The following is a 24,924-nucleotide window of genomic DNA, read 5'->3' on the forward strand; positions in this document are numbered from 1 at the left end:
ATAATTTCTCCGACAATTACTGGTACAATTTTTAATCTGTTTTCATATTAGCCCAAACACGAATCACTGGTCAATGGTTTTGCCTACAAAATTTATTTTATGTTTTATATAACACCCTTTTAATTTCGTTTAAAATTAACCAAAAGGCTGTTATAGTATAATTCGATTTCTGTATTATTCTTATCACCGATAACTCTTCAAAAATATTATGCTTACAGTAAATAACTGTTTTCAACTGTATCAATGATTCCCTATATACCCTACAAACGAACAAGTACTTTTAGCGACATGCGATTTTATACAACGTATCGCAAAACATGGAAACTAGACCTGGCCGTTCCTGCTTACAGATTGGAAAAAGCGGAAAAGTTTTGATCTTTCCTAATCACACAAAAAGAACCATATCCTTTTTGATATGGCTCTTCATCCAAGTGATTATTACTCCTCTGCTGAGGCGCTCTCTTTATCGGTTTCCCCGGTGGAATTCTCTTCATAAGCTACGTTCATACCGGCGCTATCGTAAAATTCCTGTTTTAATGCATTATACTCGACAGTTTCATTATTAAACTGTTCGTTGGCTTGCAGGACCCGTTCGTAACTTTCATTTACAGTATGAATGTGATCCGTCAATTTATCCTGCTCCAGATTTTCTGTACTAAGCATCCGGTAGAGTTCCCTCTCAAGTTCCAAAGACTCCTTATACGCCTCATACAAAGTATCATAGGCAGCATATCGATCATCCATAACATCGTACATTTCCTGTGCTGCAGCTTGTACTTCCTCTTCTTCAAGTTCTTCCAATAGTGGCTCTATTTCTTTAAATTCTTCTTTGGAGTCCTCAATGCTGTCTTTCTCAATCTCTATCTTTTCTTCCCGTTCATCGATCACTTCGATAGCCTGTTCAGATACTTCCTGAATCTTCTCCAATTCATCCATACCCATATCGGCTATCTGGTTGTAAAGCTCCTGTTCCCGCTTTTCCAGCTCCGTAATTTCAGTCTGCTGCTCTTCAAATCCCTTTTCTAGAGTAACTGCCTCTTCCAGATGGTTATGTATCTGCATTTCGGCCGACTCACTATTGCAAGCAGTCAAAGATACAGAAAGCCCGATCGTTAAAAGAACTTTTTTCCATGCCATCCCGTTTATTCCCCCGATTCTCTGTTGTTTGGGTCTTAGTATAACACAAAATATCGGATAAATATTCCAATAGCTAGCAGGGCCCCTGGATTAATTGCTTTTTCTGCTATTCAAGCCTCTGGTATGATAATATATTATAATGAGCAAAAATGAAGGAGTGACCAAGATGATAACCATGAAAGATATTGTCCGGGAAGGACATCCTGCCTTGACAAAGGTATCTCAAGAAGTAGATATCCCCTTAAGCCATGAAGATAAAGCTCTCCTAGAAGAAATGATTCAGTTCCTGAAGAATAGCCAGAATGAAGAAGTGGCCGCAAAATACAACCTGCGGGCAGGAGTCGGAATCGCCGCTCCACAGCTGGGTATCAACAAAAAATTGATGGCCATTCACTTTGAGGACGAAAATGGCAAATTATACAGCTATGGACTAGCAAATCCGAAAATTGTCAGCCACTCTGTAGGCAAGGCGTATCTGGCCGGTGGAGAAGGATGCCTTTCCGTGGATCGACAAGTGGAAGGGTATGTCCCCCGCCATGCTCGCATTACCCTAAAAGCAACTGATATGGACAATAACCCAGTGAATCTGCGTTTGAAAGGTTATCCATCCATTGTATTCCAGCATGAAGTTGACCATTTGAATGGGATTATGTTTTATGACCATATCAACAAAGACGATCCATTTGAAGTACCCGACAATGCCCGGCCTATTGAATAAAGAACTTCAGTCAGTCTCTTAATAGAGGCTGCTTTTTTATTTTCCTTCTGAGGTTTGTGAATAAGTTTTGCCATGCAGTTAAAAATATACGTACTATAAGAAAGCGACGCAGATATATTAATTTTTTCCAGTAAATAATGGTTTTCTGTTTCAATATTCCTTTCCTCGTACTATACTATAGTTAAGAGGGATTGGGTCGGTAGAACGTTTTTGTTGCTTTTCTTAATATGTGAAAGGGGATGTGTGTCCACATGTTAAAACGCCTGAGAGAAAAGCTTAAAAAACGCTGGAAGGATTTTTTGGGCCAAGGGCGTGTACCTACAACATATAACAAGGACTATTATTAATGCAGCCATCTCAGAATATTGATGGATAGAATCACGGAAATGATCACGTACGGAACGAATGCATTTGCAATTAAACATCGAACTTAGACTGGACCAGCGGAAGGCACAGTCTTAATATATTGATACAGATATGACCGAAGGAGAGATGAAATGATTTACAAAGTTTTATACCAAGAACTTCCGGAAGAGGTTCCGGTTCGCGAACGCACTAAAAGTGTGTATGTAGAAGCTGAAACCATCCGTGAGGTACGCACCAAGTTAAGTGAAAGACAATATAACATCGAGTATATCCATGAATTGGATGAAGCCCATCTAGAATTTGAAAAACAATCCGGCAATTTCGAGTTGGAGAATGTATAACCAATGAAATTTGTAAAAAATGACCAAACAGCTGTATTCGCATTAGGTGGATTGGGTGAAATCGGGAAAAACACGTACGGCGTGCAATTCCAGGATGAAATCATCCTGATCGATGCAGGGATCAAGTTCCCTGAAGATGAATTGCTCGGAATTGATTACGTCATTCCCGACTATACCTACCTAGTGCAGAATCAAGATAAAATCAAGGGGTTATTCATCACGCACGGCCATGAGGACCACATTGGGGGGATTCCTTATCTCCTGCGTGAGATCAATGTTCCTATCTATGCCGGGAAATTAGCAATGGGACTTATTAGAAACAAACTCGATGAGCACGGCCTATTAAGAAATGCAAAAATGAATACTATTCAAGAAGACGATGTTATTAAATTCCGTAAAACTTCCGTAAGCTTTTTCCGTACTACCCACAGTATTCCGGACTCATTTGGAATCGTTGTGAAGACACCACCAGGGAACGTCGTTCATACTGGTGACTTCAAATTTGATTTCACTCCGGTGGGAGAAGCTGCAAACCTGACTAAAATGGCTGAAATCGGCAAAGAAGGCGTTCTCTGCCTCCTATCCGACAGTACCAACAGTGAAGTGCCAGGTTTTACAATGTCCGAAAAGGTTGTAGGGGAAAGTATCAACGAAACCTTTGACCGGGTGGATGGCAGATTGATCTTTGCTACATTTGCCTCCAATATTTACCGATTGCAGCAGGTTGTGGAAGGTGCAGTCAAACACAACAGAAAAGTCGCTGTGTTTGGCCGAAGCATGGAATCGGCCATTAAGATTGGACAAGAACTTGGGTATATTCAAGCACCTAAAAATACTTTCATTGAAGGAAACCAGATCAACCGTTTCCCTGCCAATGAAATTACAATCCTTTGTACCGGTTCCCAAGGTGAAGCAATGGCCGCCCTCTCCCGCATTGCAAATGGAACACACAGACAAATTCAAATCATACCGGGAGACACTGTTGTATTTTCTTCTTCTCCAATCCCTGGGAATACCATCAGTGTGAGCAGAACCATTGATAAATTGTATCGTGCAGGCGCCGATGTCGTGCATGGAAAATTGAGCAACATCCACACATCCGGCCACGGCAGCCAGGAGGAGCAGAAATTGATGCTCCGTCTGATGAAGCCTAAATACTTTATGCCGATTCACGGTGAGTACCGGATGCTCAAAGAGCACGAAAAGCTCGCAGCAATGTGCGACATTGACCCGGATAACTCCTTTATTATGGATAATGGTGATGTACTTGCCCTTGGTAAAGACAATGCAGGTGTCACCGGGAAAATTCCATCCGGTTCCATCTACGTAGATGGAAGAGGAATTGGCGATATCGGCAATATTGTGCTGCGTGACCGCCGCATTCTCTCCGAAGAAGGGCTTGTTATCGTAGTAGTAAGCATTAATATGAAAGAGTTCAAAATCGCTTCCGGTCCGGATATCATCTCCCGCGGGTTTGTGTATATGCGGGAATCCGAAGATCTCATCAAAGAGGCGCAGAAACTGGTTTCTTCTCATTTGGACAAAGTTATGGAAAGAAGGACTACTCAGTGGTCTGAGATTAAGAACCAGATCACAGATACGATTGCTCCATTCCTGTATGAAAAGACGAAACGCCGGCCAATGGTGCTTCCAATCATCATGGAGGTATAAGCGGAATCAAAAAGACCTTGCCCAATCATAGGCAAGGTCTTTATATATATGTTAATCATCATCAATGACCAGATTTTTTTCAAAGCGTGAAATGTCTTTATCCGCGCCAATAACTATTAAAATATCTTCATGATTCAATGCGTCTTCCGCACTGGGGGATACGTTGATCTCCTCCCCTTCCTTGATTGCGACAACGTTACAACCGTAATTGGCCCGGATGTCCAATTCGGTCAAGGAACGGCCAGCCATCTTCTTCCCGACCTTAACCTCGACGATACTATGATCATCGGAGAGTTCCAGATAGTCGAGGATGTTATTAGATATAATGTGGTGGGCAATCCTCCTCCCCATATCCCTTTCTGGATGCACGACCTGATCTACACCAATCTTATTTAAAATCTTTTCATGATAATCATTTTGGGCCTTTACTGTAATCTTTTTAATCCCCAAATCTGTAAGAATTACGGCAGCCAGGATACTTGCCTGGATGTTTTCTCCGATGGCTACAATCACATGGTCTATATTCTTTATACCGATTTCTTTTAATGCCGTTTCATCTGTAGAATCGGCAATCACCGCGTGGGAAGCGATATTCTTATACTCGTTAACTTTTTCTTCATCTGTATCGATGGCCAGAACGCTCATTCCTTCTTCACTCAATTCCGTGCAGATGCTGCCTCCGAAGCGCCCCAGCCCAATTACCGCAAATTCCTGTTTCATTGTACTTCCCCCATCACTCTGAATGTAGTATATACATAATACATGAAGCTATCCATATAAGGCAAGCACGTCATACAGACCGGACAGGAAGCAATAGTCACCGGAATACTCACTTTAAGATAAAAAACCCCTGCCTATAGGGCAGAAGTTTATAATCTTCACCTTCTTCATCTCCTATGACCCCAAACGCTCCATCCTTCTTCTAAGCAATGAGAGCCCTCCCCCGCCGGATTGATGATGTCTTAACCTGCCTTCAGTATCAAATAAATAGTAGGCGGGAACATGACGTACCCTAAATATCTTGGATAGCCGATCCTCATCATCTACGGCAACCGGCTGGAACAATTCGTGTTCTTCAACCAACCGGCGAATTTCTTCCTTTTTCATGTCTTCAGTTGACAAAGGTGTATGAACAGCTATAAACTGCCAGTCACCTTCATATAAGTCCCGGAGCTCGTTCAATTTAGGCATATCTCTTTTACATAACTCACAGCTGATGGACCAAAAATGGATAAGTATCGGCTTGCCGATCAGCTCCTCTCTCGTTATGCCTCCGCTGTTGATCCAGGCGGTCGCCCCTTCGAGTTCTGGCAGCAATGACCTCAGTTTCATATGTTGTTCCCCCCATTAACAGGATAAGTTTACAGCTCTTCTATCCTATTCAGTTGATGGCAGGATGTGTTTGTTCCATAATAAAAAGGCTTTCTGTTATATGAAAGCCTTCTTATTATCTCATCATGATAATTTGTCGCTTACTGCTTGGGTAATTTCTTGTGCATCCATTCCATGAGCATTTACTACCGGACCTGCAATAATTGTATCAGACATGCCCATTACATCCTTATCCTGGCCGGATATGATACAGCAGTCACAGTAGGCAGCATCTTCCGCAGATCTCAGATCCACTACTTCATGCCCCATTTCCATCAAAGCTTCTTTCACATCCGTCATGGTGCCTTCCACGCCTATACGCGCCATTGTCGTGCCTCCTCTATATATGAAAAAATTTACATATATAGTTTCTGCAGCTGCAGGAAAGATATACACTTATTCGGAAAGACGCTGTACCATGGAATACACTGTTTTTACACCGGCCTGGAGGGCAGCTTCATCTGGATTCAATTTGGATGAGTGGAGTCCATAATCGGACTCCACCCCGAGCCAAAACATGAATCCCGGAATTTCTTTGAGCATGTAACCGAAATCCTCACCAGTCATCGCAGCATTTGCCCGCTGGAATTCAAGTCCGGCCTCTATCACAGTTTCTTGGAACAATGCGGCCAATTCATGGTCATTATATACCTGATAATAATTGGCCCCGTAATCAACTTCAATAGTGCAGTCATGGCTTAATTCAAAACCACTGATCAGCCTCTCCAATTTCTCCTTTACGATATGTATGGAGGATGGATCAAGCGTACGAATAGTGCCTTCTAATCTTGCTGTTTCAGCTATAGCATTCTGCACAAAGCCGCTTTCCATCTTACCGATAGTGACCACAGCACTTTCTACAGGATCAATGCCACGGGAGACAATCTGCTGCATTTGCACAATAAAGCTGCTGGCAGCCACCGTCATATCCTTCGTCAAATGCGGGTATGCGGCATGCCCTCCCTGCCCTTTAAAGTCTAGAAAAAGCTCGCTCGTATTGGCAAAGAGCAATCCTTCTTTACAGGATACCGTACCTGTCGGAAGCTCCGGGGAGATATGGAGTGCAAAAATAACATCCGGCTTCCACTGACGGAATTCATCTGATTCCAACATAGGAAGAGCACCGCCCGGCCCCTCTTCCGCCGGCTGGAATATGAAGACGACATTATCCGCTACCGGCTGATCTATAACAGATTTTAATGCGCCTAAAGCAATCGTCATATGAAAATCATGCCCGCACGCATGCATTTTCCCTGCATGAGAAGATTGAAATTCATACCCTGTCTCCTCAGTAATAGGCAAACCATCTATATCGCTCCGAAAACCGATGGTCTGTTTAGGTGAGGTTCCTGCTACGTGAACAAGCACCCCAGTTTTCCATGTACTCACAGACACTCGGTCACTTTTGATTTCATCAATTCTGTCGAGCAGATACTTCTGGGTTTTCACTTCCTCAAACCCCAATTCAGGAATTTGGTGCAGTGCTCTTCTGATTTTCTTTAATTGTACTCCATCCATAGCCATCACACTTAGTCGTTCAGTTTTCTGAGTTCCTGCTTGATCTCAGTCTTTGACTTCGTATTTTCATCCAATTCTTTCAATACTTTTGCCGGTGTTCCACCGACCAAGGTATTTGGCTCTACATCCTTTGTAACTATTGCACCTGCAGCTACTACAGCTCCTTTTCCAATGGTCACCCCTTCAAGGACAACAACATTTGCACCGATGACTACATCATCTTCTACAACTACCGGCTTAGCCGATGGCGGCTCGATGACACCAGCAAGTACTGAACCCGCTCCAATATGGCAATTCTTACCTACAGTGGCACGTCCTCCCAGCACTGCGTTCATATCGATCATTGTCCCCTCACCGACAACGGAACCAATATTAATCATGGCACCCATCATAATGACACTGCCATCACCGATTTCTACTTGGTCGCGGATGACAGCACCCGGCTCAATTCTTGCATTAATATTTTTCATATCAAGTAATGGGATAGCAGAGTTTCTGCGGTCATTCTCAATTACATAATCTGTAATAATCCCTTGATTGGATTCCAATAATGGCTGAATGTCCTTCCACTCACCGAAAAGGACTCCGCTCTTCTTCTCGGTGAAAGCCTGTACATTTTCTGTGCTTGGCAGTGTATCCAGGTCTTCCCCTTTCACATAAACTTTTACTGGTGTGCTTTTTTCACTATTTGAGATAAAGCTGATAATTTCATTTGCATCCATCATCTTCACAGTTGTATCCTCCTCTGAATTTCTTATGTCCTACTTTATCAGACTAAAATATCCCCTGCAATCAGAAAATCCTGGCTTCTTGGAAGGAATGGCTCTCGATACCACAACTTCCACCCTACTCTCATACGAAAACACTGATCATCAAAAAGAAAGTGCCTTGTCGATAAAGCAAAGGCACTTTCTCTATTCATTGGAATTTGGCAGTATAGATATCTTTTTTCAATTCTTTTAGTACGGCCCTTCTTGTAAGGATGCCGGCAAAGTATCCTTCCTCATCCTGAACACATACAAACGCATGGTCGATCAGCACTTCCAGCCCCTCGAGAATGCTCGTGTCTTTCGATAGGCAAGGAATATCTTCGTTCATTACTTCCTTCACCCGTATATCGGACAACTTTTCAAATTCTATATGTTCCAGTCCCAGAATTTCATTCAAAATTACTGTTTTTCCTATAGTTCCAACAAGCTTGTAAGAACTGTCCAGTACTGGTACTGCGGCATAGCCGGATTTCACCAAAACCAGCAAAGCATGTTCGAGTGGATTATTCACTTGCACATGGGCGACCTTCTCTGATGAAATCATTAAATCACCTACTGTCCCCCGCTTATCCGTCAATTGATTCTTTTCTTTAACACTCAATGCCATCAAGCCCCCTTTACGTTGTGCCGTCTCCCCTGTATATTTACTTGTTAACGTTCGACCATCTCTCTTTATATTTTACCATAGATACTACCAGGAAACATCTGAAAGCAGAAGATTGGCAGCTAATGGAGAGCTGGTATAACATGAGCATATAGTCATATAGTGTGGAAGTGGACCAAATGAGTCATCTTCCAATCCAGGAGAATATGGCCAGAAATCTTGTATAAGCTTTTAAAGAATTCGCAGTTTCGTCCAGGATGGGAAATCCTGCTGTACATGTGCGATCCAATAGCGAAACTACAAATGAATCAACCTGCAATTTCCCGGCAACTAAAATATTTGGAACAGATTCATCAATAAGAAAAAGGGAAAGGACAAAACTATATCCCTGCAACTAGGACGGAATATGCCGAACAGACTGGAGCAGACTATGCCTTATCCGCTATATAAAGAGGAGGATTACCAATGAGCCACCATCATGATCATCCAACAACTAACAATAGCAGGGTACTGTTGTGGAGTTTCTTATTTATTTTCATCTTTATGGTTGTAGAGATAATTGGCGGGTTGCTTACAAACAGCCTTGCCCTATTGTCAGATGCTGGGCATATGCTGAGTGATGCAGCGGCATTGGGTCTCAGCCTCCTAGCGTTCAAAATAGGCGAAAAAAGTGCAACCACTAGTAAAACATACGGATACAGACGCTTTGAAATAGTTGCTGCTTTTATCAACGGAATAACCTTAATAGCTATTGCATTATTTATTTTCTATGAAGCAATCCAACGGTTCATCGCTCCGCCTGAGGTCAGTGGAGGGATGATAATCATAGCTGTGATCGGCCTTGCAGTAAATATTATTGTTGCTTTCATGCTGATGCGGGGGAATTCTAAGGAAAATTTGAATATCCGCAGCGCGCTCCTCCACGTTTTCGCCGATCTGGCCGGTTCCATCGGTGCTATTATTGCTGGACTGTTCATCTTATTATTCGGTTGGAATATCGCCGATCCGATAGCCAGTGTCTTGGTAGCCACCCTGATCCTCATCTCCGGATACAGGGTGACAAGGGATGCTTTGCATATTCTGATGGAAGGAAAGCCGGAAGAATTGGATATGGACCAGTTAAAAGCAGAACTATCCCAGCTTAATGGTGTAGATGAGGTTCACGATCTTCATATTTGGTCCATTACTTCGGAATTCCCTTCCCTAAGCTGCCATCTGGTCGTAGAAAGCCATACAGATCGCGACGCTCTCTTGCATAGAGCAACCAGATTGCTTGAAAAGAAGTTTAACGTCACCCATTCCACCATTCAAATGGAAGGCCGGGGCACCCGGCCACATAGAGAATGCGATACATGTAGGTAAGTACTAGTTTAGCTAGTATATAGGAGGTTAGCTTCCCTTGGCATCTTATAAATACAGTAAGATAGAAGAAAAAGTAAATGCCTGGACTCATGGAATAGGTGCTGTCCTAAGTATGGCTGCACTCGTTGCACTTGTTGCCGTATCTTTACAAACCGGGAACTTTTGGCTGGTTGTCTCTGTTTCTATTTTCGGAGCCACCATGTTTTTAATGTATCTTGCTTCCACAATCGTCCATGCACTCCCAGAGGGAAAATGGAAAGATTTATTTCAAATATTTGACCATGCTGCGATTTATTTATTCATTGCAGGTAGTTACACCCCATTTTTACTGGTTCATCTTCGTGTAGATACTTCCATTGGCTGGATTCTGTTCGGGATTGTATGGGGAGTAGCACTTATCGGCATTTTTTTTAAAGTGTTCTTTGTTAAACGTTTCCTCATCCTGTCCACGCTGTTTTATGTCTTTATGGGATGGCTAATTATTTTTGCATGGGGTCCCTTGTCCGCTTCCATGCATGAAAATGGAATGAGGCTTCTAATGCTCGGCGGTGTGTTCTATACGGTAGGATCTATATTCTATATGTGGCGCATTTTCCCTCATCACCATGCTGTCTGGCATTTATTTGTGATTATTGGGTCTGCCTTTCATTTCCTTGCTGTATTCCTCTATGTGATATAATATTAATTACTCTTTCTGGAAGTGCCATTCCATCATCCAGAGAGTTTTTTTCATGCTATAATTTCCTTTATCAAAATATCATAAGGTGTTGAAAGGTTTGACGAAATTGACAAGACGTTCATTTATCAAAAAAGCACTAGGGAGCCTTCTGGCTTTGGCTGGCTTTGGCGGGGGGGCATACTATTATGCCCGGGAAGTGGAACCCTACATGCTTCAAGTTATTGAAGAGAATATATCTCTAGCGAATATCCCCTCCGCTTTTGAGCATTTCCGCATCATCCAGTTTACAGATACACATATTGGTTTTCATTATGATCTCCGGCAATTTCAAACATTAGTTAAGGAGATCAATAACCTGAATCCTGATTTGATTGTTTTTACCGGTGATTTGGTGGATGAGCCGAATCGTTATTCTTGGGAAGAAGGTCTAACTGATGCTTTAAGCATGCTGAAAGCACCATTTGGGAAATTCTGGGTATACGGTAATCATGATCATGGAGGATATGGCACGGAAAAACTTGCAGAAGTGATGGAATCTGCAGGCTTTACCCTACTGCAGAACAGTCACACTGTGATTGAAAAAGATACAGATCGTTTTATCCTGGCAGGAATCGATGATGCCATCCTGGGCAGGCCGGACATCCGTGAATCGTTATCCCGGGTAAATCCCGATCTTTTAACCATCATGCTTGCACATGAACCTGATGTTGCGGATGCCGTAGCAGAATTCCCTGTCGATATTCAACTATCCGGGCATAGCCACGGGGGACAGGTCCAACTGCCATTCATTGGGCATTTGTATACACCATCGCTAGCCGAAAAGTATGTGGAGGGAAAGTATAATTTCCATTCAAATCGGCTCTCTTTGTATGTAAGCCGTGGAATCGGAACTACAAGGCTCCCCTACCGGTTTCTATGCAAGCCTGAGATACAGGTGTATACACTTAACAGCCGTGATACCTCCAAATTGTCATAGATTAGTCAATTAATGAAGCTGTGCGGATGGTATAATAAGTCTAGATTAAAACGCTACTGAAGAAAGGATGGCCAATGAATGAGAAAGAAATCAGGTTTATGGATGACCGTCCTTATTATTCTTCTCGTTGCCTGCGGGGGAGATATTGAAACAAATATGTCAGAGGACGTTAAAGATTTTGAATTCACCACCCAAGACAATGAAACACTTAGCTTGGAAGATTTGGAGGGTGAATGGTGGATTGCAGACTTCATGTTTACAAGCTGCACCACCGTATGTCTGCCCATGACCTCCAACATGGCTCTTCTCCAATCCAAAATGGAGGAAGAGAATATAGATGCACAGTTGGTTTCTTTTACGGTAGACCCTGAGCATGATACTCCCGAGGTGCTGAAGGATTATGCAGAAAGCTATGATGCTGATCTGGATAATTGGTCTTTCCTGACAGGCTATGATTTCGAAACGATAAAGGAGTTATCGGTCACATCATTCCGTTCACTTGTCGTTGAAGCACAGCCTGGGACAGATCAAGTAACCCATGGAACAAAGTTTTTCCTCATTAACCCCGATGGAGAAGTCATCAAACAGTATGATGGTGTATCAAAAAGTGAAATGGATGTAATTATTGAAGATCTGAAAGCTGTCATGTAATCTGAATAACAGTCACACGTAGTTGCAAAGGAGTCGGATGATGAAGAAATGGTGGATTTTTTCTGGAATACTTATCGTTATAGGGGCAGCCTTCTTGATCCCCGCAAATACTCAACCATCCGATGATACAAGAATCATTTTGGAGCATGAACAACATACATACATCGCACCTGTATGTTTCGAAGAGGCCCAGCCCTCCAATTGGATTTCCGAAGATACATTGGAGAGAGCGGAGGACTTGGACTACCCCCCAAATGATACGTGCACCGAGGAGGCACTCGCTGGTGTTAAAGATCCGTTTTTCATTAGCCTCTTGAAAGATGTTGGAATTATGGATAAGAAATGGGATAACTGGTAGACGACAAAACCCAGCCTCTATGGCATTCCCCTCTTTAGCAGACAGATGGAAAAACAAACCCTGTTTGCTTGGGGGGATTTTCGTATTCAACTTCACTTGTCCTCCCCCCTTCTTTAAAACGGAACCATCCGTCTCCATATGAATAGCAATAGGAAACCTTTATTAGTTTTATAATTTTCAGCGTTTCATTTACAGGCTTAGCCCAAGCAGGGCAGGTTTTTCTTCCTGGTTTTAAACGTTTTCACTTCCTTATCTTGCACTTCAGCATCCATTAAGGTAGGATAGAAGGAAAATAAAAGATAAAAGAAAGGAGGCAGAAAACATGCAGCAGGAAATACCGACAAACGAGATTGCTAAAGCATTATACACTATTAATCGCCATGCCAAGACGGCCCCTGAACCTAAACATTTGTACGATATAAAAAAAGAAGCAATCAACCGTCTTCTGAAGGAAAAGAAAGCAGATAAAATTGGCCTGCATTTCTCCGATCATCCCAAGTACAGTAATCAGCATTCCACTCTCCTGGTCAAAGTGGCTGATTATTATTTCCACATTCCTCCAACGAAAGAGGACTTCAAGGAACTGGAGCATCTGGGCACACTGGATCACAATTACCGTAATCCTCAAGCCAGAATGTCTCTCTCCCAAGCTAAGAAAACCATTTATCAGTATATCGGCTGGAAACCGAGAAAAGGAAACCAGACACAGCAGCGGAGAAACTATTCCTCTTCTTATTTCACTCCGTCCTCCCTGGGAAAAATGGAATGGCCGCCAACCAAGCCGCATCGAAACTTCTGATTATTTAGTAATCACATAGAAGATTGTCCATGTTTCACTTAGTCTCCAATAAGGAATAGGATTACTAAAGGAGGCTGAGAAAAATGGAACATTTGAAGGTCTTTATGAATGAATTGGAAAAGTTTGCCCAACAGACACATAGTCTGAAAGATCAATTTGAAAAGTTGTCGGATTCGGAGAAAGAGTTAGTGATGAAAGCAGCTCCTCACAGTATAAAAGAACCACAGGAATATTATACACCAGTATACAAATGGTTAGAAAATTTGCAGAACAACCTCCGCGGGGATACACAAGTTTAATAGTTTCAGGTAGGTGAGCTGTCCGTACCATCGGACGGCTTTTTTAGCCTCTTCTTAACAACCACTATCAGTTTTTCGCAAAGAGGAGACGGTAAAAATTTACGATGACTAGTCCAGCCCCAAAAACAGTGAATGCCTGCAAGCAAACTTTCAATACATCTACCAGTACTTCATCACCAGACCACAAAGCAATTAACAACCCCCCTGCCAATATGCTAAGGCTGGACACCATATAACATAATGCATTCGTATACTTTTTCCAAACCATCCAGTGAACCACAGGCTCTGCTGCCTTATAAACGACCAGAATACATATGATTAGAACTGCAAACAGGATATACTCGGTTTTTAAGTCTTCCGACAGCAGAGCTGTCCGGTCCATGAGTTCATCCAGCACTGCTCCCCCTCCTCCCTTCCACTTCTTCACCATTATCAACAAAATATCCGGTATATATACCGGATGATACTCAAGTTGTAGAATTTTCTGCTATAATCCAAATAGGTTAGTTTAGAGAGGGGGATACCGTGAACAAGGCTTTCTTATTGATTATTTTGGGTGCAGCGTTATGGGGGACGATCGGCTGGTATGTAAAACATCTGTATGATTTTGGTTTTACTCCAATGGAGGTGGTTACCTTAAGAGTATGGTCCTCCGCAATTATGCTTGGGGGCTATCTGTTGATCCTGTCACCAGAAAATCTGAAATTGAAACACCCTGCCGACATCAAGTACTTTCTAGGAACAGGGATTCTGAGCATCATCTTTTTCAACTACTGTATGTTTACAGCAATTGAACTCTCCACAATCCCGGTGGCCACCGCCCTGCTTTACACAGCACCGGCATTTGTTACGATTCTTTCATTTATGCTCTTTAAAGAGCCACTGACAAAGGTTAAATTGGCTGCATTGCTCATCACTCTGACGGGAGTCTGTTTGGTAGTGGGACTGTTGCCTTGGAACTTGGAAGCCGTACAGCTCGGCAGTATTTTATTTGGTCTGGGCTCGGGGCTAGGCTACGCATTCTACAGCATTTTCAGTAAATACGCGTTTAAAAAATACTCAAGTTTGAGTATCACCAGTTTTACATTCATCGTAGCTTCTGTTGCCCTCCTGCCATTTTTTCCTTATACAGAAAAAGCCCATCTGCTGACAGATCCTATGGTGCTTTTCTATGCTACAGGACTCGGCTTCCTGCCTACTTCTGTTGCTTATATCATCTATACATATGGTCTTCAGCAAACAGAAGCATCCAAAGCATCAATACTTTCAACCATCGAGCCTGTGGTGGCAACCGGCATTGGAATATTTGTCTTTCAGGAGAGCTTTTCACTCATTCAGATGGCTGGTATGGCCATGATCATCGGAGCAGTGGTTTTAATCCAGCTATATGGGGACATTGTTGGGAAGGTGCAATTAAGGCGTAAAAAAACAGGATGATTATCCACTAACCATCCTGTTTCTCCTTTACTAATTCTTCCTGTCTCCTTTCCAGGCGCATCTCTATTTTCGTGATTTCTTTTTTATTTTCCAGTAATTCCTGTTTATTTTGCTGGACAAGCTGCTCGAAATTTAACGATTTAGGTCGCATATGGTACACTCCTTTTATGTTTATATGACTATTATACCTTAAAAAGACAAAATATAACCCGAAATTATTTGAACATTTTATAACATTTTATCTTTTTAGTTTGTTTGGAGGATTGACAAAATGGAACATTTACTGAATGATAACGTAAAAAACATTGAAATCTCAGGTATCCGTAAATTTTTCAACATAGTATCAGAAGAAGAGGGAGTTGTTTCCCTGACCATCGGCCAGCCAGATTTTCATACCCCCAACCATGTAAAACAGGCTGCAGAACAGGCATTGAGGGAAAATAAGACCACCTACACAAATAATGCTGGGATTTTAAAATTGCGGGAAGCCATCTCCAAATTTCAAGAGAGCCGGTATGGACTGACGTATGATGCAGCATCCGAAATCATTGTTACCGTCGGGGCGTCACAGGCGATCGATATAACTTTCCGGACGATCCTTCGTACTGGAGACGAAGTGATTCTTCCTGCACCCATTTATCCGGGATATGAACCATTGATCACATTGGCTGGAGGAAAAGCGGTCCATGTGGATACTGCAGACTACGGCTTTAAACTGACAAAAGATCTTCTGCTTAACAATATTACGGATGAAACGAAATGTGTCGTTCTCCCCTCCCCTTCAAATCCGACCGGTGCCTCTTACTCCGAGGAGGAACTTCGTGACTTGGTGGAAGTGTTGAAAGATAAAGAGATATTCATTCTTGCAGATGAAATCTACAGTGAACTGATTTACGACCAACCGCATGCTTCTATTGCCACATTTCCTGCAGTCAGAGAAAAAACGATTGTCATCAATGGTGTGTCAAAATCCCACTCCATGACCGGCTTCCGCATTGGTTATGCCCTGGCGCCGGAATGGCTGCAGAGCCATATGCTGAAGGTTCATCAATATAATGTATCCTGTGCATCGTCCATCAGCCAGTATGCGGCATTAGAGGCCCTTCTGGCAGGGTCCGACAGTACCAAAGTAATGAGAAATGAATACGAGGAAAGACGCAATTACGTTTATGAGAGGCTCATTGAAATGGGGCTGGAGGTAACCAAACCGAACGGGGCCTTCTACTTTTTCCCTAAGTTCCCTGTAAAAAAAATGACTTCTTTTCAATTAGGATTGGATTTGGTGCAAAAAGGAAGGATTGCTCTGGTGCCCGGCAGCAGTTTCACCTCTGCAGGGGAAGGTTATATGCGACTGTCTTATGCATACAGCATGGACACATTAAGGGAGGGGCTGGACCGGCTGGAGAAGTATCTTCAGACAACTGAATTATATTAGGATGTATGTTTTATTCATCCAGAGATGAAGAAGCACCTAACTTTTTGCTTTTTCATAAAGATTCAGCAGCCGGTCCAGTTCTTGACTTAAGGAGACAGACTCAGGGTTTGTATAACCTTTGGCGTCACCAATTTCAATTAATCTTTTCCTTACTGTTTCTATCTTGAACAACAATGGATCGATGGCAGTCATCAATAGTCTTTGCCTCCTTGGATTCTGTTTCAGATACTTGCCGAAATGCCTGTATGGTAAAGCAGTCGCCCCGCCGGCACTTCAAGTTCGAATGGCTCCTGTTCTTGTGCTACTATTATAATGAATGATGAAGATGGGAAAGGATGACTTTCTTTGACAAAAGAAAATTCTGAATGGGTGGAGTGGGGAAAAGCAATTGTTGTGGCTTTATTGGTAGCATTTATCCTAAGATCCTTTGTTTTCGCCACTTCTATTGTTGAAGGAGAGAGTATGGAGCCTACCTTAGAAGATGGGGAAAGAGTGATATTCAATAAGATCGTATATCTTCTTGATGAGCCTGATCGCGGAGATGTGGTCATTATCGAACGCCCCTCCAAAAACTACGTGAAGCGGATCATTGGCTTGCCAGGAGAGACCATAGAAATCAGGCACAGTGAGTTATATATCAATGGGGAGAGATATGAGCAGACCTTCCTCAACGAGATAGACCTGCAGCGTACAGGCAATATCGGCCAGGTGCACATACCAGAAGGCAGTTATTATGTGATGGGCGATAACAGAGCCATCAGCAAGGACAGCAGGAATGGCCTTGGCTTTATTGAAGAGGAATCGATTATTGGAAAAACCGAAGTCATCATCTACCCCTTCAGCGAATGGGCCGTGACTAGATGAATGAGGTTTACAAAAAGGCCGGAACTTCCGGCCTTTTTCTTTTATTATGCTTCATTGTCAAATAGACAGTATCCTATATTCAGCGCCAAAATGCCAAAGCAAATTGCACCAAAAGCAATCTCCCATATTTCCATATCATTGGCTCCCCTTTCCAAAAGATGTATACCTTCCATTGGAGTCTATATGCTATTTCTTCCCTAATATCATACCAATTTCCTCGTCCTAAATAAAGTATTAATATGTTAAAATATGAAATATGATACCGGGCGGCCACTATATCAGGCAAGCTCCCGGCAGCAGAACGGCTGGAGACATCCAGTAACAAAGCAGGTGAATTCATGCTACATTGCCCCTATTGCGGCGCTAGCGTAAAAACGGATGAACAGTATTGTATACAATGCGGGAGAAAACTCCCTGAAGATATAAATAACCGCTATAGCAGACAACGTAGATTCGGCCGTAGTTGGCTCATTCCGATTGTCATGCTGCTGATTTTATTGGCTTCAAGCAGCACGTATTATATACATCTTCAAAACCAGGAAAGTAAGGCAAAAAACCTTTATACTCGGGGAGAGCAGAGTTTCATGGAGGATGAACTGCATACAGCACGGGACCTGTTCGCGCAGGCTGCTGAACTGCCGGGGGATTTCCATCAAGCGGAAATTTCCCTGGATTTTATGGATATCGCTCTGGATATAGATCATTCTCTAAAGAAAGCGGAAAGCCTCCTGGAAAAAGAGAAACATCAACAGGCATTATCAACATTAAATGAAGCGGAAAATGAACTGAAAAACTTCAATGGTACAGCAGTCAATCATTTGATCGAAAAAATCTCCACCTCACGGGAGTCTATTAAACTTGCTCAATTAGAAAAGCTGCTTAACAGCGAACCCGATATGGAGCAGCTCAAGTCCCTTCTATGGGAATCAGATGAATTATCAGCCGGAGAAGCAGCAGAAATGACTGAATCCATTCGAGAGAAGATTGTTTCCTATACCTTTTCGCATGCAAGTGAACAACTGAACAGTAATCAGTTTAATGATGCTCAGTTTCTGGTGGAAGACGGACTTAAATATGCTCCGGACTCGGAAAAGCTGAAAAGCTTGAAAGCAACCATTGAGAAGGAACAAACAGCCTTTGAAAATGCTCAAGTCCAACGGATAGAACAGGCCGTCAATACTGCCGCTAAGGATGAGCAGCTGAATGAAACTGATGCTGTTGAAATACTGTCCATCGAAGTCAAAGAAGATAATCAGGGCAATTTGATTGTCTCCGGAGAAGTGGAAAGTGTTGCAACCATACCTATCGAAACAATTCAGGCAGAATATACTCTCTCAACACAGGAGGGTACAGTAATCCTCTCCAATGAAGTCTATGTGTATCCGGAAAAGTTATTTCCCGGTGAAGTCGGAAGGTTCGAGTTCACCCATTTTGATACAGGCCAACAGAAAGAAGCACCCGTTGCAGAAATAGATAAAGTCACCTGGTATACGAATGAATAACATGCGGATTTTTTAATGAGGTGAACAAATTATGCGGAGTGGGCGTTTCCTCCCAATATTGATATCAGCATTTATATTTATTGCAGGAATACTGATGTTCCTCGTCCTTCATCAGCAATGGGAAAAGAAAGAAATAGCAGTAAATAATCCAATCATCCAAAAAGTTAATACAGAAAGCCAAAAACTGGATTTAAAATCCATCATTCATGAGTCCGAAAAAAACGTTCTCCAAATAGAAGGCCAGAGTGAAAGCAGCACTAAAACCGGGTCAGGATTCCTTTATAATGAAAGGGGGGATATCATTACCAATGCCCATGTCATCAATGAGGCAGATGTCATTTATGCCCGGACAGCGGATGCCCAGGTTTATCCTGCCGCGGTAGTTGGCTCAAGCGAAGAGATTGATATAGCTGTAATACGAGTGCCCCAGCTTGCCGGGCAGAATTATGCTTCGGTGGAGAAAACGGAAACAGCTGAAATTGGTGATGAAGTAATTGCTCTGGGAAGCCCGCATGGTTTTCAAAGCACGGTAACCCTCGGAATCATCTCCGGTGCAGAGCGTAATTTTTCCGTCGACGGTTATACCTATTCCAATGCCTACCAAATCTCTGCCCCCATCACCCATGGAAACAGCGGCGGGCCTCTAATCAACAGGTATACAGGAGAAGTTATCGGCATTAATTCAGTTGGAACAGCTGATGGCACCATCGGCTTCAGTATTCCCCTGCCAGAAGTCATTGAACAGATTGAGCAGTGGTCTAATGAAGTCCAAAATGACGAGCTAGAATTTGCTCAGCCGGAAGATGTAATAACATCATTACAGCCGGAAAGCATTGTGGAGGACGCTGAATATTTGGTGGATTACTTTCTCGACAGTATCGCCATCCGAGATTATGTCAACGCATATACTCTGCTTGGGAGCTCCCTGCAGATGAAATGGGATTACTCCGACTTTCGCGACAGATATATCCAAATTGTAGATATCAATTACTCGGAAATGTCATCAAACATGACAGAAAATAACAGTATCAGCATGCAAACAGAAATAGAAATTGAGAGTAACCAACCAAATCAGGAGCAGACAAAACATACCACTAACCATTATGAATTCCATATAGGGTATGAAAATGACCAGCTCAAAATACTGGATATAAAAGTGGAGGAAACATAAGCATGTGGAATTCTGCAGCCCTTTAGGACTTCAGTTTTTTGTTATTTGCACAAAAAAATTACGTTTTTTATCTAAATCTGGGCGAATCGTCCATACGCCTTGGCCTTTATTACATATAGTATAACTGTAATGTAAGTAGGAGGTGGATAGAAATGGGATATAACAATTATGGTTTTGGCGGTGTCGGTAACAATGTCGGCGGCATTGGCAACTATGCCTGCGGGTACCCTTATGGAGGATCACACCGCGATTCCTTTGCGTTAATAGTGGTTCTTTTCATTCTTCTAATCATCGTAGGCGCAGCATTCTACTGCTAAACATGAATCACAACGCCCTTCCAGACAGAATCTTTTATTTACTTTTTAACCTAATAAGAAAATCCCGGCCTCTCTCCTAACCCATTGGTGAAAGCCCGAGATTTTCTCGTATGTGGAACTGGTGGAAATGTACTATCTAATATACAAACAGCTTGTGCCATGTCAGGCACAAGCTGTTTTTATCATACATATAAACGATCATCCAATAATCATCTTCTCTTTCGGATAATGATAATTGCCGCTCTTCTTGGTGGTTTTGAAGACAAATAAGAGGGTCACTATACCGATTCGTCCAATAAACATCAGGATCATCAGCAGAATTTTGCTGAATGTTGACAGCTCACTGGTGATCCCAAGGGATAGGCCAACTGTACCGAAGGCAGACGTCACTTCAAACAAAATTTCCGATAGGTTAAATGGCTCCATCATTTTCATGACCAAGACAGAAATGAAGACAAAAATCAAAGATAGCAGGGTTACTGTAACAGCTTTTAACAGATCATCTTCATACACTTCTCTTTTGAACAGCCGGATGGTCTTCCCTCCGCGTGCGTAGCTGATAATGAATATCACAACCAGCGCAAACGTGGTCGTCCGGATCCCCCCGCCAGCACTGCTCGGTGAAGCTCCAATGAACATTAGCATGGACATGAACAAATGGTTCTCCTCTGTAAGCTGACTGACATCCATCGTCGACAACCCTCCACTTCGGGTGGTTACCGATTGGAATAAGGCATAGAAAAATGCCTCATGCCAAGACTTTCCAGCAAAGAACCCATTCATATCAAGCAGATAAATAAATACAGCCCCGACAACTAGCAGAATCAAGAAGGTCATGGTAGTCACCTTCGTAAACAGGCTAAAACGCATCTTATGCCGATTTTCTCCCTGTGCAAAAATAAAGCTTTTCACTTCTATTAAGACTGGAAAACCAATGGCACCAAATATAATCAGGAGAATGTTGATGAACTGCACGAAATAATCATTGCTGAAAGGCTCCAAAGAAGCACCCGTGATATCAAACCCTCCATTGGTTGTGGCACTGATTGTACCGAAGAAACCATGAAGATATGCCTCCCCAGCTGTAGGGTAATATTGAAGGAAATAAGTTCCTAAGACCAAAAAACCAATCAGCTCGATGGTCAACAGAACAATGACAATCTGCTTAATCAATCTGACCATTCCCTCAAAAGAGGTCTGGTTCTGATCGGTCATAATCAGCCGACGCTCTTTAAGAGTAATCTTCTTGCCCAGCAAAAGCCAAATGAACGTTCCGATTGCCATAACCCCTACTGCACCAAGCTGCATGATGAGAGCAAGTACGATAATACCTGCAGTACTAAGGACTTCAGCGACTGTAATCGTGCTGAGCCCGGTTACACTCAGGGCACTTACCGATGTAAAAAGAATATCAATAAAAGCGATATCCACACCATCCTTATAAATGAACGGCATAGACATCAAGGTTGTCGATACCACCACGGCAAGAAAGTAAAAAATCAATAGAATTTTAAATGGTGATAGTTTATGCACCCATCTCATGATGGGGTTCTGCTGTTTGTAGTACATGATGCTACTCCTTATATTTTACAATTATATTCCGAACACTAAAAAAGTCCAGTTGCCTGCAGATTCCCTGAAATTGCTCCCAGTTTCTTGGATGAAACCTATGTTGCATCCTTGAATTTGCGAAGAAGTTCCTCCCCCTCGTAGCCTTCGTTCACCAGGAGAGTGAGAATTTCATCAATTTTGTTTTTCTGACGGTCTACGATCTTTCCCATCAATAATACATTCATATTATCAGAAATTTCATTCACAGCAATGACGGAAGCAATAAAAGTCGCCGGTTGATTGGTTTCTTTGGTGATTTTCCCCTGTACAATAATTTCCTCATCAGCTTCGTATAGGGATTTGAAGAAGTCCAAATAGGACTGGTCTGTATATAATTCGATAAGCCAACGGTTCTTGGCATCTTCTCGGTTAATGATCAGACCATCCAATAAGGAAATCTCATCCTGGACAATATCATCTGCTTCATGTTTCATGATTTCCAAGGATTTCAATTTAAAAGTTTTCATTATATCCCTTCCTCTCTATCACCGAGTTGTACCCTGGTATTGTCCATATCAGTGTATCAAAAAAAATTGTAAATTGATATTTGTACTTCAGCTGATGTTTGATGCTTTCTATGTAAGGGTACGTGGTTACCAAGGACATAACATTATGATGAGGTGATTACATTGCCGGAAATTTCATCTTACGAAATAGAACTGGACAGAAATATAGGTACTCAGGATATTATAGCGTTACACCAATATTCTTCCAAGAGCAATTTAAATATCTATCTATACCGTGACAATATGATTGCAGATGCTAAAAACCTGCCAAATCTACTGTCTTTTTTCTATGTAAACTTAAAAAACCAGCCATTCGTAATGATTCTGGATGGGGAAAATGTGGAAGAAGGTTATAGGAGAATCCAGTCGCTGCTGAAGGAAAAAACGATTCATGAAGAGTGGCGTGCCACACACAAATTAACCGGTGACAAATCAGTTGCTATTTAAGCATACAGTTTCCCCCTAACCAGTAGCTTGAAAGGAGTGTTTCAACATGGATGAGCGGGAAGAACAGCGGGAAATTGAAAAAAAGGAAAAGAAATCGGATCCTAGCAAGGTCGGTGTCGCATTCATAAAATATGCTGCCTATTTAATCATCTTTTTTGGAATACTATGGTTCCTCATCAATTATATCCTCCCAATGTTTTAATAATTTCCAACCACTGCCTATGAAAAAATGGGCAGTTTTTTACTGATTAAATGTCAAATATTCAATGTTGTTGTATAATTAAATATATTCCCATATTGTTTCCCTTTTGTCCATAAGGAGACTAAATTTAAGAGGAGTATATTATGCTGCGAAAAATCTTATTATTTACGACACTTCTTTTCGTGTCAGCTTCTTGTTCAAACACGGAGGAACCAGCTATTATCAAACAGGAGTCTACTTCGTCAGGTACACAGCCAGAACTTATTGAAGAAGAACAAGAGGATGAAAAAATTGAATTTATCGAGTTTCCCTTGGATAATGAACAGATAACCATTAATCTCCAGGCTGTCCCAATTCTTAAAGGTTATCTTGCAGCAGCCGAGCAGCCAAATGAAAAAATTGAGGAAATGGAATTAATGCTTATTCATCCGGAAAAAAACATCTATCTTTTGGAGTTTTCCTGTGTCAACCAACAGTGTTCCTATCTTCTTCTGAACCCTTCCGAAGACAATAAGGCATTTCTTCTGGCCGACCTGGCAATGTATGAGGGAATAGAATCGTCTCCAGACGGAAACAGAATTGTTTTCAGGTTCGCCCGCGATCACACATCCGGTCTTCCTGTCGCTGACCTTATTGCCATCGACATCCCCAAGTGGACAAAACTGTCGATTACAGATACAGAAGGGAATAAGGAACTTTCAGGGTATAATCAACCGATACAAGAGGTGGAATGGGTAAATAATGAACAGCTTCGTGCTGATTTCCCAAGTCTAAAGCAGCAGCCTCCTGCCGATCAGTCATCGGTGGACACATCCGGCTCAGAGCAACAGCAGGAGACACAGACAAGGATCTTTCAAGTCACAATGAAATGAGGAGTTATAAAAATGAATGAAACAATCGATACGATACTGAGTCACCGCTCCATTCGCAAATTTAAAGATGAAAAACTGACAAAAGAACAAATACATACAATCGTCCGGTCAGCACAACAGGCCTCGACCTCCAGTTTTGTCATGGCCTACACCATCATTGGCATTACGGATGACTCGAAAAAGCAGGCACTAATGGAAATTTCCGGCCAGCCATACGTTAAGGATAATGGACATTTATTTGTGTTCTGCGGAGATCTCCATCGCGCTCATCAGCTGCGTAATAAAGCGGATAAAGAGCAGCAGGAATTAATAACAGAAACAATCGAAAGTACGGAGCAATTCATTGTAACAGTAATCGATGGTGCCCTGGCGGCACAGAATGCTGTGCTGGCCGCGGAATCAATGGGTCTTGGAGCTTGCTTCCTTGGCAGTCTCCGGAATGATATCAATAAAGTTAGTGACCTTTTACAGCTTCCAAATCATGTCGTCCCATTATTTGGAGTAGCAGTCGGCTATCCAGATCATCAGCCGGAACTAAAGCCTCGACTTCCGATTGAAACAGTGTATCATGAGAACAGTTATATGGAAGATGAAGAACAAGAAGAATTGATTAATGAATTCGACCTGACGTTGAAGAAATATTACGACAGCAGGAGTACCAATACACGGATTGATACATGGACAGAACAAATGATAAGAAAATATTCAAACCCACAAAGGATGGATGTATCAGCATTCGTTAAAAGTAAAGGCCTGAATAAACGGTAGCACTTGGAGACCATATTAGAAGCAGCACATATCTATGTGCTGCTTTCAGGCTGTCGAGAAAGTTCTCGACAGCCTTATTTTTTGTCCATTTTTCTAAAATTCATTTTCTTTACATGTTATTCTTAAGATAGAATTTCCAAAGGCGGTGATGAACTTGTTTCAATCAATGAAA

At 42.2% G+C, this 24,924-nt stretch carries 32 protein-coding genes and 1 pseudogene; 21 read left to right on the forward strand and 12 right to left on the reverse strand.

What is annotated here, in order from left to right; translation table 11 throughout:
• Window positions 1-438: 438 nt before the first annotated feature.
• Window positions 439-1,137 carry a YkyA family protein gene (locus ACFODW_RS18160; protein ID WP_390308373.1) on the reverse strand — a complete coding sequence of 233 codons (699 nt, stop codon included), beginning with the start codon at window positions 1,135-1,137 and terminating at the stop codon, window positions 439-441.
• Between the two features lie 166 nt (window positions 1,138-1,303).
• Here ACFODW_RS18160 and def point away from each other — a divergent pair, with 166 nt between their 5' ends.
• From def to rnjA, 3 genes are all read left to right on the forward strand, one after another.
• A complete protein-coding gene (gene def, locus ACFODW_RS18165) occupies window positions 1,304-1,855 on the forward strand; it encodes a peptide deformylase (RefSeq protein WP_390308375.1) in 552 nt (183 codons plus the stop codon).
• A gap of 497 nt (window positions 1,856-2,352) precedes the next feature.
• Window positions 2,353-2,562, forward strand: a complete 210-nt coding sequence (locus ACFODW_RS18170) for a DNA-dependent RNA polymerase subunit epsilon (protein WP_390308376.1) — start codon at window positions 2,353-2,355, stop codon at window positions 2,560-2,562.
• Between the two features lie 3 nt (window positions 2,563-2,565).
• Entirely contained in the window at window positions 2,566-4,233 is a 1,668-nt protein-coding gene (gene rnjA, locus ACFODW_RS18175) for a ribonuclease J1 (protein WP_390308377.1), read from the forward strand.
• A gap of 51 nt (window positions 4,234-4,284) precedes the next feature.
• Here the strand turns inward: rnjA and ACFODW_RS18180 are convergent, their stop codons facing one another.
• The 6 genes from ACFODW_RS18180 to cbpB all read right to left on the reverse strand — a co-directional run bounded on the left by ACFODW_RS18180 (window position 4,285) and on the right by cbpB (window position 8,499).
• A complete protein-coding gene (locus ACFODW_RS18180; RefSeq protein WP_390308378.1) occupies window positions 4,285-4,953 on the reverse strand; it encodes a potassium channel family protein in 669 nt (222 codons plus the stop codon).
• A gap of 174 nt (window positions 4,954-5,127) precedes the next feature.
• On the reverse strand, window positions 5,128-5,565 hold the full coding sequence (locus ACFODW_RS18185) for a TlpA disulfide reductase family protein (protein ID WP_390308380.1): 438 nt from the start codon (window positions 5,563-5,565) through the stop codon (window positions 5,128-5,130).
• Between the two features lie 123 nt (window positions 5,566-5,688).
• Window positions 5,689-5,931, reverse strand: a complete 243-nt coding sequence (locus ACFODW_RS18190; RefSeq protein ID WP_390308382.1) for a YkuS family protein — start codon at window positions 5,929-5,931, stop codon at window positions 5,689-5,691.
• A gap of 69 nt (window positions 5,932-6,000) precedes the next feature.
• Window positions 6,001-7,122: an N-acetyldiaminopimelate deacetylase gene (locus ACFODW_RS18195; protein WP_390308384.1), complete on the reverse strand. Its 1,122-nt coding sequence runs from the start codon at window positions 7,120-7,122 to the stop codon at window positions 6,001-6,003.
• A gap of 11 nt (window positions 7,123-7,133) precedes the next feature.
• Window positions 7,134-7,853 carry a 2,3,4,5-tetrahydropyridine-2,6-dicarboxylate N-acetyltransferase gene (gene dapD, locus ACFODW_RS18200; protein ID WP_390308385.1) on the reverse strand — a complete coding sequence of 240 codons (720 nt, stop codon included), beginning with the start codon at window positions 7,851-7,853 and terminating at the stop codon, window positions 7,134-7,136.
• 187 nt (window positions 7,854-8,040) lie between these two features.
• Window positions 8,041-8,499, reverse strand: a complete 459-nt coding sequence (gene cbpB / locus ACFODW_RS18205; protein WP_390308387.1) for a cyclic-di-AMP-binding protein CbpB — start codon at window positions 8,497-8,499, stop codon at window positions 8,041-8,043.
• Between the two features lie 462 nt (window positions 8,500-8,961).
• Between cbpB and ACFODW_RS18210 the strand changes: the two genes are divergently transcribed.
• The 7 genes from ACFODW_RS18210 to ACFODW_RS18240 all read left to right on the forward strand — a co-directional run bounded on the left by ACFODW_RS18210 (window position 8,962) and on the right by ACFODW_RS18240 (window position 13,620).
• Window positions 8,962-9,858, forward strand: a complete 897-nt coding sequence (locus ACFODW_RS18210) for a cation diffusion facilitator family transporter (RefSeq protein ID WP_390308388.1) — start codon at window positions 8,962-8,964, stop codon at window positions 9,856-9,858.
• Between the two features lie 37 nt (window positions 9,859-9,895).
• Window positions 9,896-10,537 (forward strand): PAQR family membrane homeostasis protein TrhA, encoded by a 642-nt coding sequence (gene trhA / locus ACFODW_RS18215; protein WP_390308390.1) that lies wholly within the window; start codon window positions 9,896-9,898, stop codon window positions 10,535-10,537.
• A gap of 97 nt (window positions 10,538-10,634) precedes the next feature.
• Complete coding sequence (locus tag ACFODW_RS18220) at window positions 10,635-11,513, forward strand: metallophosphoesterase (protein WP_390308392.1); 879 nt, start codon at window positions 10,635-10,637, stop codon at window positions 11,511-11,513.
• A gap of 78 nt (window positions 11,514-11,591) precedes the next feature.
• Complete coding sequence (locus tag ACFODW_RS18225; RefSeq protein ID WP_390308394.1) at window positions 11,592-12,164, forward strand: SCO family protein; 573 nt, start codon at window positions 11,592-11,594, stop codon at window positions 12,162-12,164.
• A gap of 40 nt (window positions 12,165-12,204) precedes the next feature.
• Window positions 12,205-12,522, forward strand: a complete 318-nt coding sequence (locus ACFODW_RS18230) for a hypothetical protein (protein ID WP_390308395.1) — start codon at window positions 12,205-12,207, stop codon at window positions 12,520-12,522.
• Between the two features lie 322 nt (window positions 12,523-12,844).
• A complete protein-coding gene (locus tag ACFODW_RS18235) occupies window positions 12,845-13,321 on the forward strand; it encodes a YkyB family protein (protein ID WP_390308397.1) in 477 nt (158 codons plus the stop codon).
• Window positions 13,322-13,404: 83 nt separating this feature from the next.
• Entirely contained in the window at window positions 13,405-13,620 is a 216-nt protein-coding gene (locus ACFODW_RS18240) for a hypothetical protein (RefSeq protein ID WP_390308399.1), read from the forward strand.
• Between the two features lie 67 nt (window positions 13,621-13,687).
• On the opposite strand, the gene ACFODW_RS18245 is transcribed toward ACFODW_RS18240, so the two are convergent.
• Entirely contained in the window at window positions 13,688-14,017 is a 330-nt protein-coding gene (locus ACFODW_RS18245; RefSeq protein WP_390308400.1) for a hypothetical protein, read from the reverse strand.
• A 128-nt stretch (window positions 14,018-14,145) separates the two neighbouring features.
• On the opposite strand from ACFODW_RS18245, the gene ACFODW_RS18250 reads away from it, so the two are divergent.
• A complete protein-coding gene (locus ACFODW_RS18250; RefSeq protein ID WP_390308402.1) occupies window positions 14,146-15,057 on the forward strand; it encodes a DMT family transporter in 912 nt (303 codons plus the stop codon).
• 7 nt (window positions 15,058-15,064) lie between these two features.
• Here the strand turns inward: ACFODW_RS18250 and ACFODW_RS18255 are convergent, their stop codons facing one another.
• Window positions 15,065-15,208, reverse strand: coding sequence for an FbpB family small basic protein (locus ACFODW_RS18255; RefSeq protein WP_390308404.1), 144 nt, complete (start codon window positions 15,206-15,208; stop codon window positions 15,065-15,067).
• A gap of 120 nt (window positions 15,209-15,328) precedes the next feature.
• On the opposite strand from ACFODW_RS18255, the gene ACFODW_RS18260 reads away from it, so the two are divergent.
• A complete protein-coding gene (locus ACFODW_RS18260) occupies window positions 15,329-16,492 on the forward strand; it encodes an aminotransferase A (protein WP_390308405.1) in 1,164 nt (387 codons plus the stop codon).
• A 36-nt stretch (window positions 16,493-16,528) separates the two neighbouring features.
• Here ACFODW_RS18260 and ACFODW_RS18265 read toward each other — a convergent pair whose 3' ends face one another.
• Window positions 16,529-16,684, reverse strand: coding sequence for a Spo0E family sporulation regulatory protein-aspartic acid phosphatase (locus ACFODW_RS18265; protein WP_390308432.1), 156 nt, complete (start codon window positions 16,682-16,684; stop codon window positions 16,529-16,531).
• Window positions 16,685-16,837: 153 nt separating this feature from the next.
• Here ACFODW_RS18265 and lepB point away from each other — a divergent pair, with 153 nt between their 5' ends.
• From lepB to ACFODW_RS18290, 5 genes and pseudogenes are all read left to right on the forward strand, one after another.
• Window positions 16,838-17,356, forward strand: coding sequence for a signal peptidase I (gene lepB, locus ACFODW_RS18270; protein WP_390308406.1), 519 nt, complete (start codon window positions 16,838-16,840; stop codon window positions 17,354-17,356).
• Between the two features lie 338 nt (window positions 17,357-17,694).
• A pseudogene (locus tag ACFODW_RS18275) lies at window positions 17,695-17,763 on the forward strand (zinc-ribbon domain-containing protein); the annotation flags it as partial.
• Between the two features lie 177 nt (window positions 17,764-17,940).
• Window positions 17,941-18,858, forward strand: coding sequence for a zinc ribbon domain-containing protein (locus ACFODW_RS18280; RefSeq protein ID WP_390308435.1), 918 nt, complete (start codon window positions 17,941-17,943; stop codon window positions 18,856-18,858).
• Window positions 18,859-18,889: 31 nt separating this feature from the next.
• The gene (locus ACFODW_RS18285) at window positions 18,890-20,029 is read left to right on the forward strand and encodes a S1C family serine protease (RefSeq protein ID WP_390308408.1); all 1,140 of its coding nucleotides are present in this window, start codon (window positions 18,890-18,892) and stop codon (window positions 20,027-20,029) included.
• Between the two features lie 152 nt (window positions 20,030-20,181).
• Window positions 20,182-20,346, forward strand: a complete 165-nt coding sequence (locus ACFODW_RS18290) for a YjcZ family sporulation protein (protein ID WP_390308410.1) — start codon at window positions 20,182-20,184, stop codon at window positions 20,344-20,346.
• A gap of 198 nt (window positions 20,347-20,544) precedes the next feature.
• On the opposite strand, the gene ACFODW_RS18295 is transcribed toward ACFODW_RS18290, so the two are convergent.
• Window positions 20,545-21,915, reverse strand: a complete 1,371-nt coding sequence (locus ACFODW_RS18295) for a TrkH family potassium uptake protein (protein WP_390308411.1) — start codon at window positions 21,913-21,915, stop codon at window positions 20,545-20,547.
• A 98-nt stretch (window positions 21,916-22,013) separates the two neighbouring features.
• The gene (locus ACFODW_RS18300; RefSeq protein WP_390308413.1) at window positions 22,014-22,424 is read right to left on the reverse strand and encodes a YwpF family protein; all 411 of its coding nucleotides are present in this window, start codon (window positions 22,422-22,424) and stop codon (window positions 22,014-22,016) included.
• Between the two features lie 162 nt (window positions 22,425-22,586).
• Between ACFODW_RS18300 and ACFODW_RS18305 the strand changes: the two genes are divergently transcribed.
• The 4 genes from ACFODW_RS18305 (at window position 22,587) to nfsA (ending at window position 24,752) form a co-directional block, all read left to right on the forward strand.
• Window positions 22,587-22,910 (forward strand): hypothetical protein, encoded by a 324-nt coding sequence (locus ACFODW_RS18305; RefSeq protein ID WP_390308415.1) that lies wholly within the window; start codon window positions 22,587-22,589, stop codon window positions 22,908-22,910.
• Window positions 22,911-22,956: 46 nt separating this feature from the next.
• Window positions 22,957-23,112 (forward strand): hypothetical protein, encoded by a 156-nt coding sequence (locus ACFODW_RS18310; RefSeq protein ID WP_390308416.1) that lies wholly within the window; start codon window positions 22,957-22,959, stop codon window positions 23,110-23,112.
• A 143-nt stretch (window positions 23,113-23,255) separates the two neighbouring features.
• Window positions 23,256-23,984: a hypothetical protein gene (locus ACFODW_RS18315; RefSeq protein ID WP_390308418.1), complete on the forward strand. Its 729-nt coding sequence runs from the start codon at window positions 23,256-23,258 to the stop codon at window positions 23,982-23,984.
• Window positions 23,985-23,996: 12 nt separating this feature from the next.
• Window positions 23,997-24,752 carry an oxygen-insensitive NADPH nitroreductase gene (nfsA, locus tag ACFODW_RS18320; RefSeq protein ID WP_390308420.1) on the forward strand — a complete coding sequence of 252 codons (756 nt, stop codon included), beginning with the start codon at window positions 23,997-23,999 and terminating at the stop codon, window positions 24,750-24,752.
• Window positions 24,753-24,924 lie beyond the last annotated feature (172 nt).

The organism is Virgibacillus sediminis (assembly GCF_042643265.1).
GTDB classification, from domain to species: Bacteria; Bacillota; Bacilli; order Bacillales; family Amphibacillaceae; genus Virgibacillus_O; species Virgibacillus_O sediminis.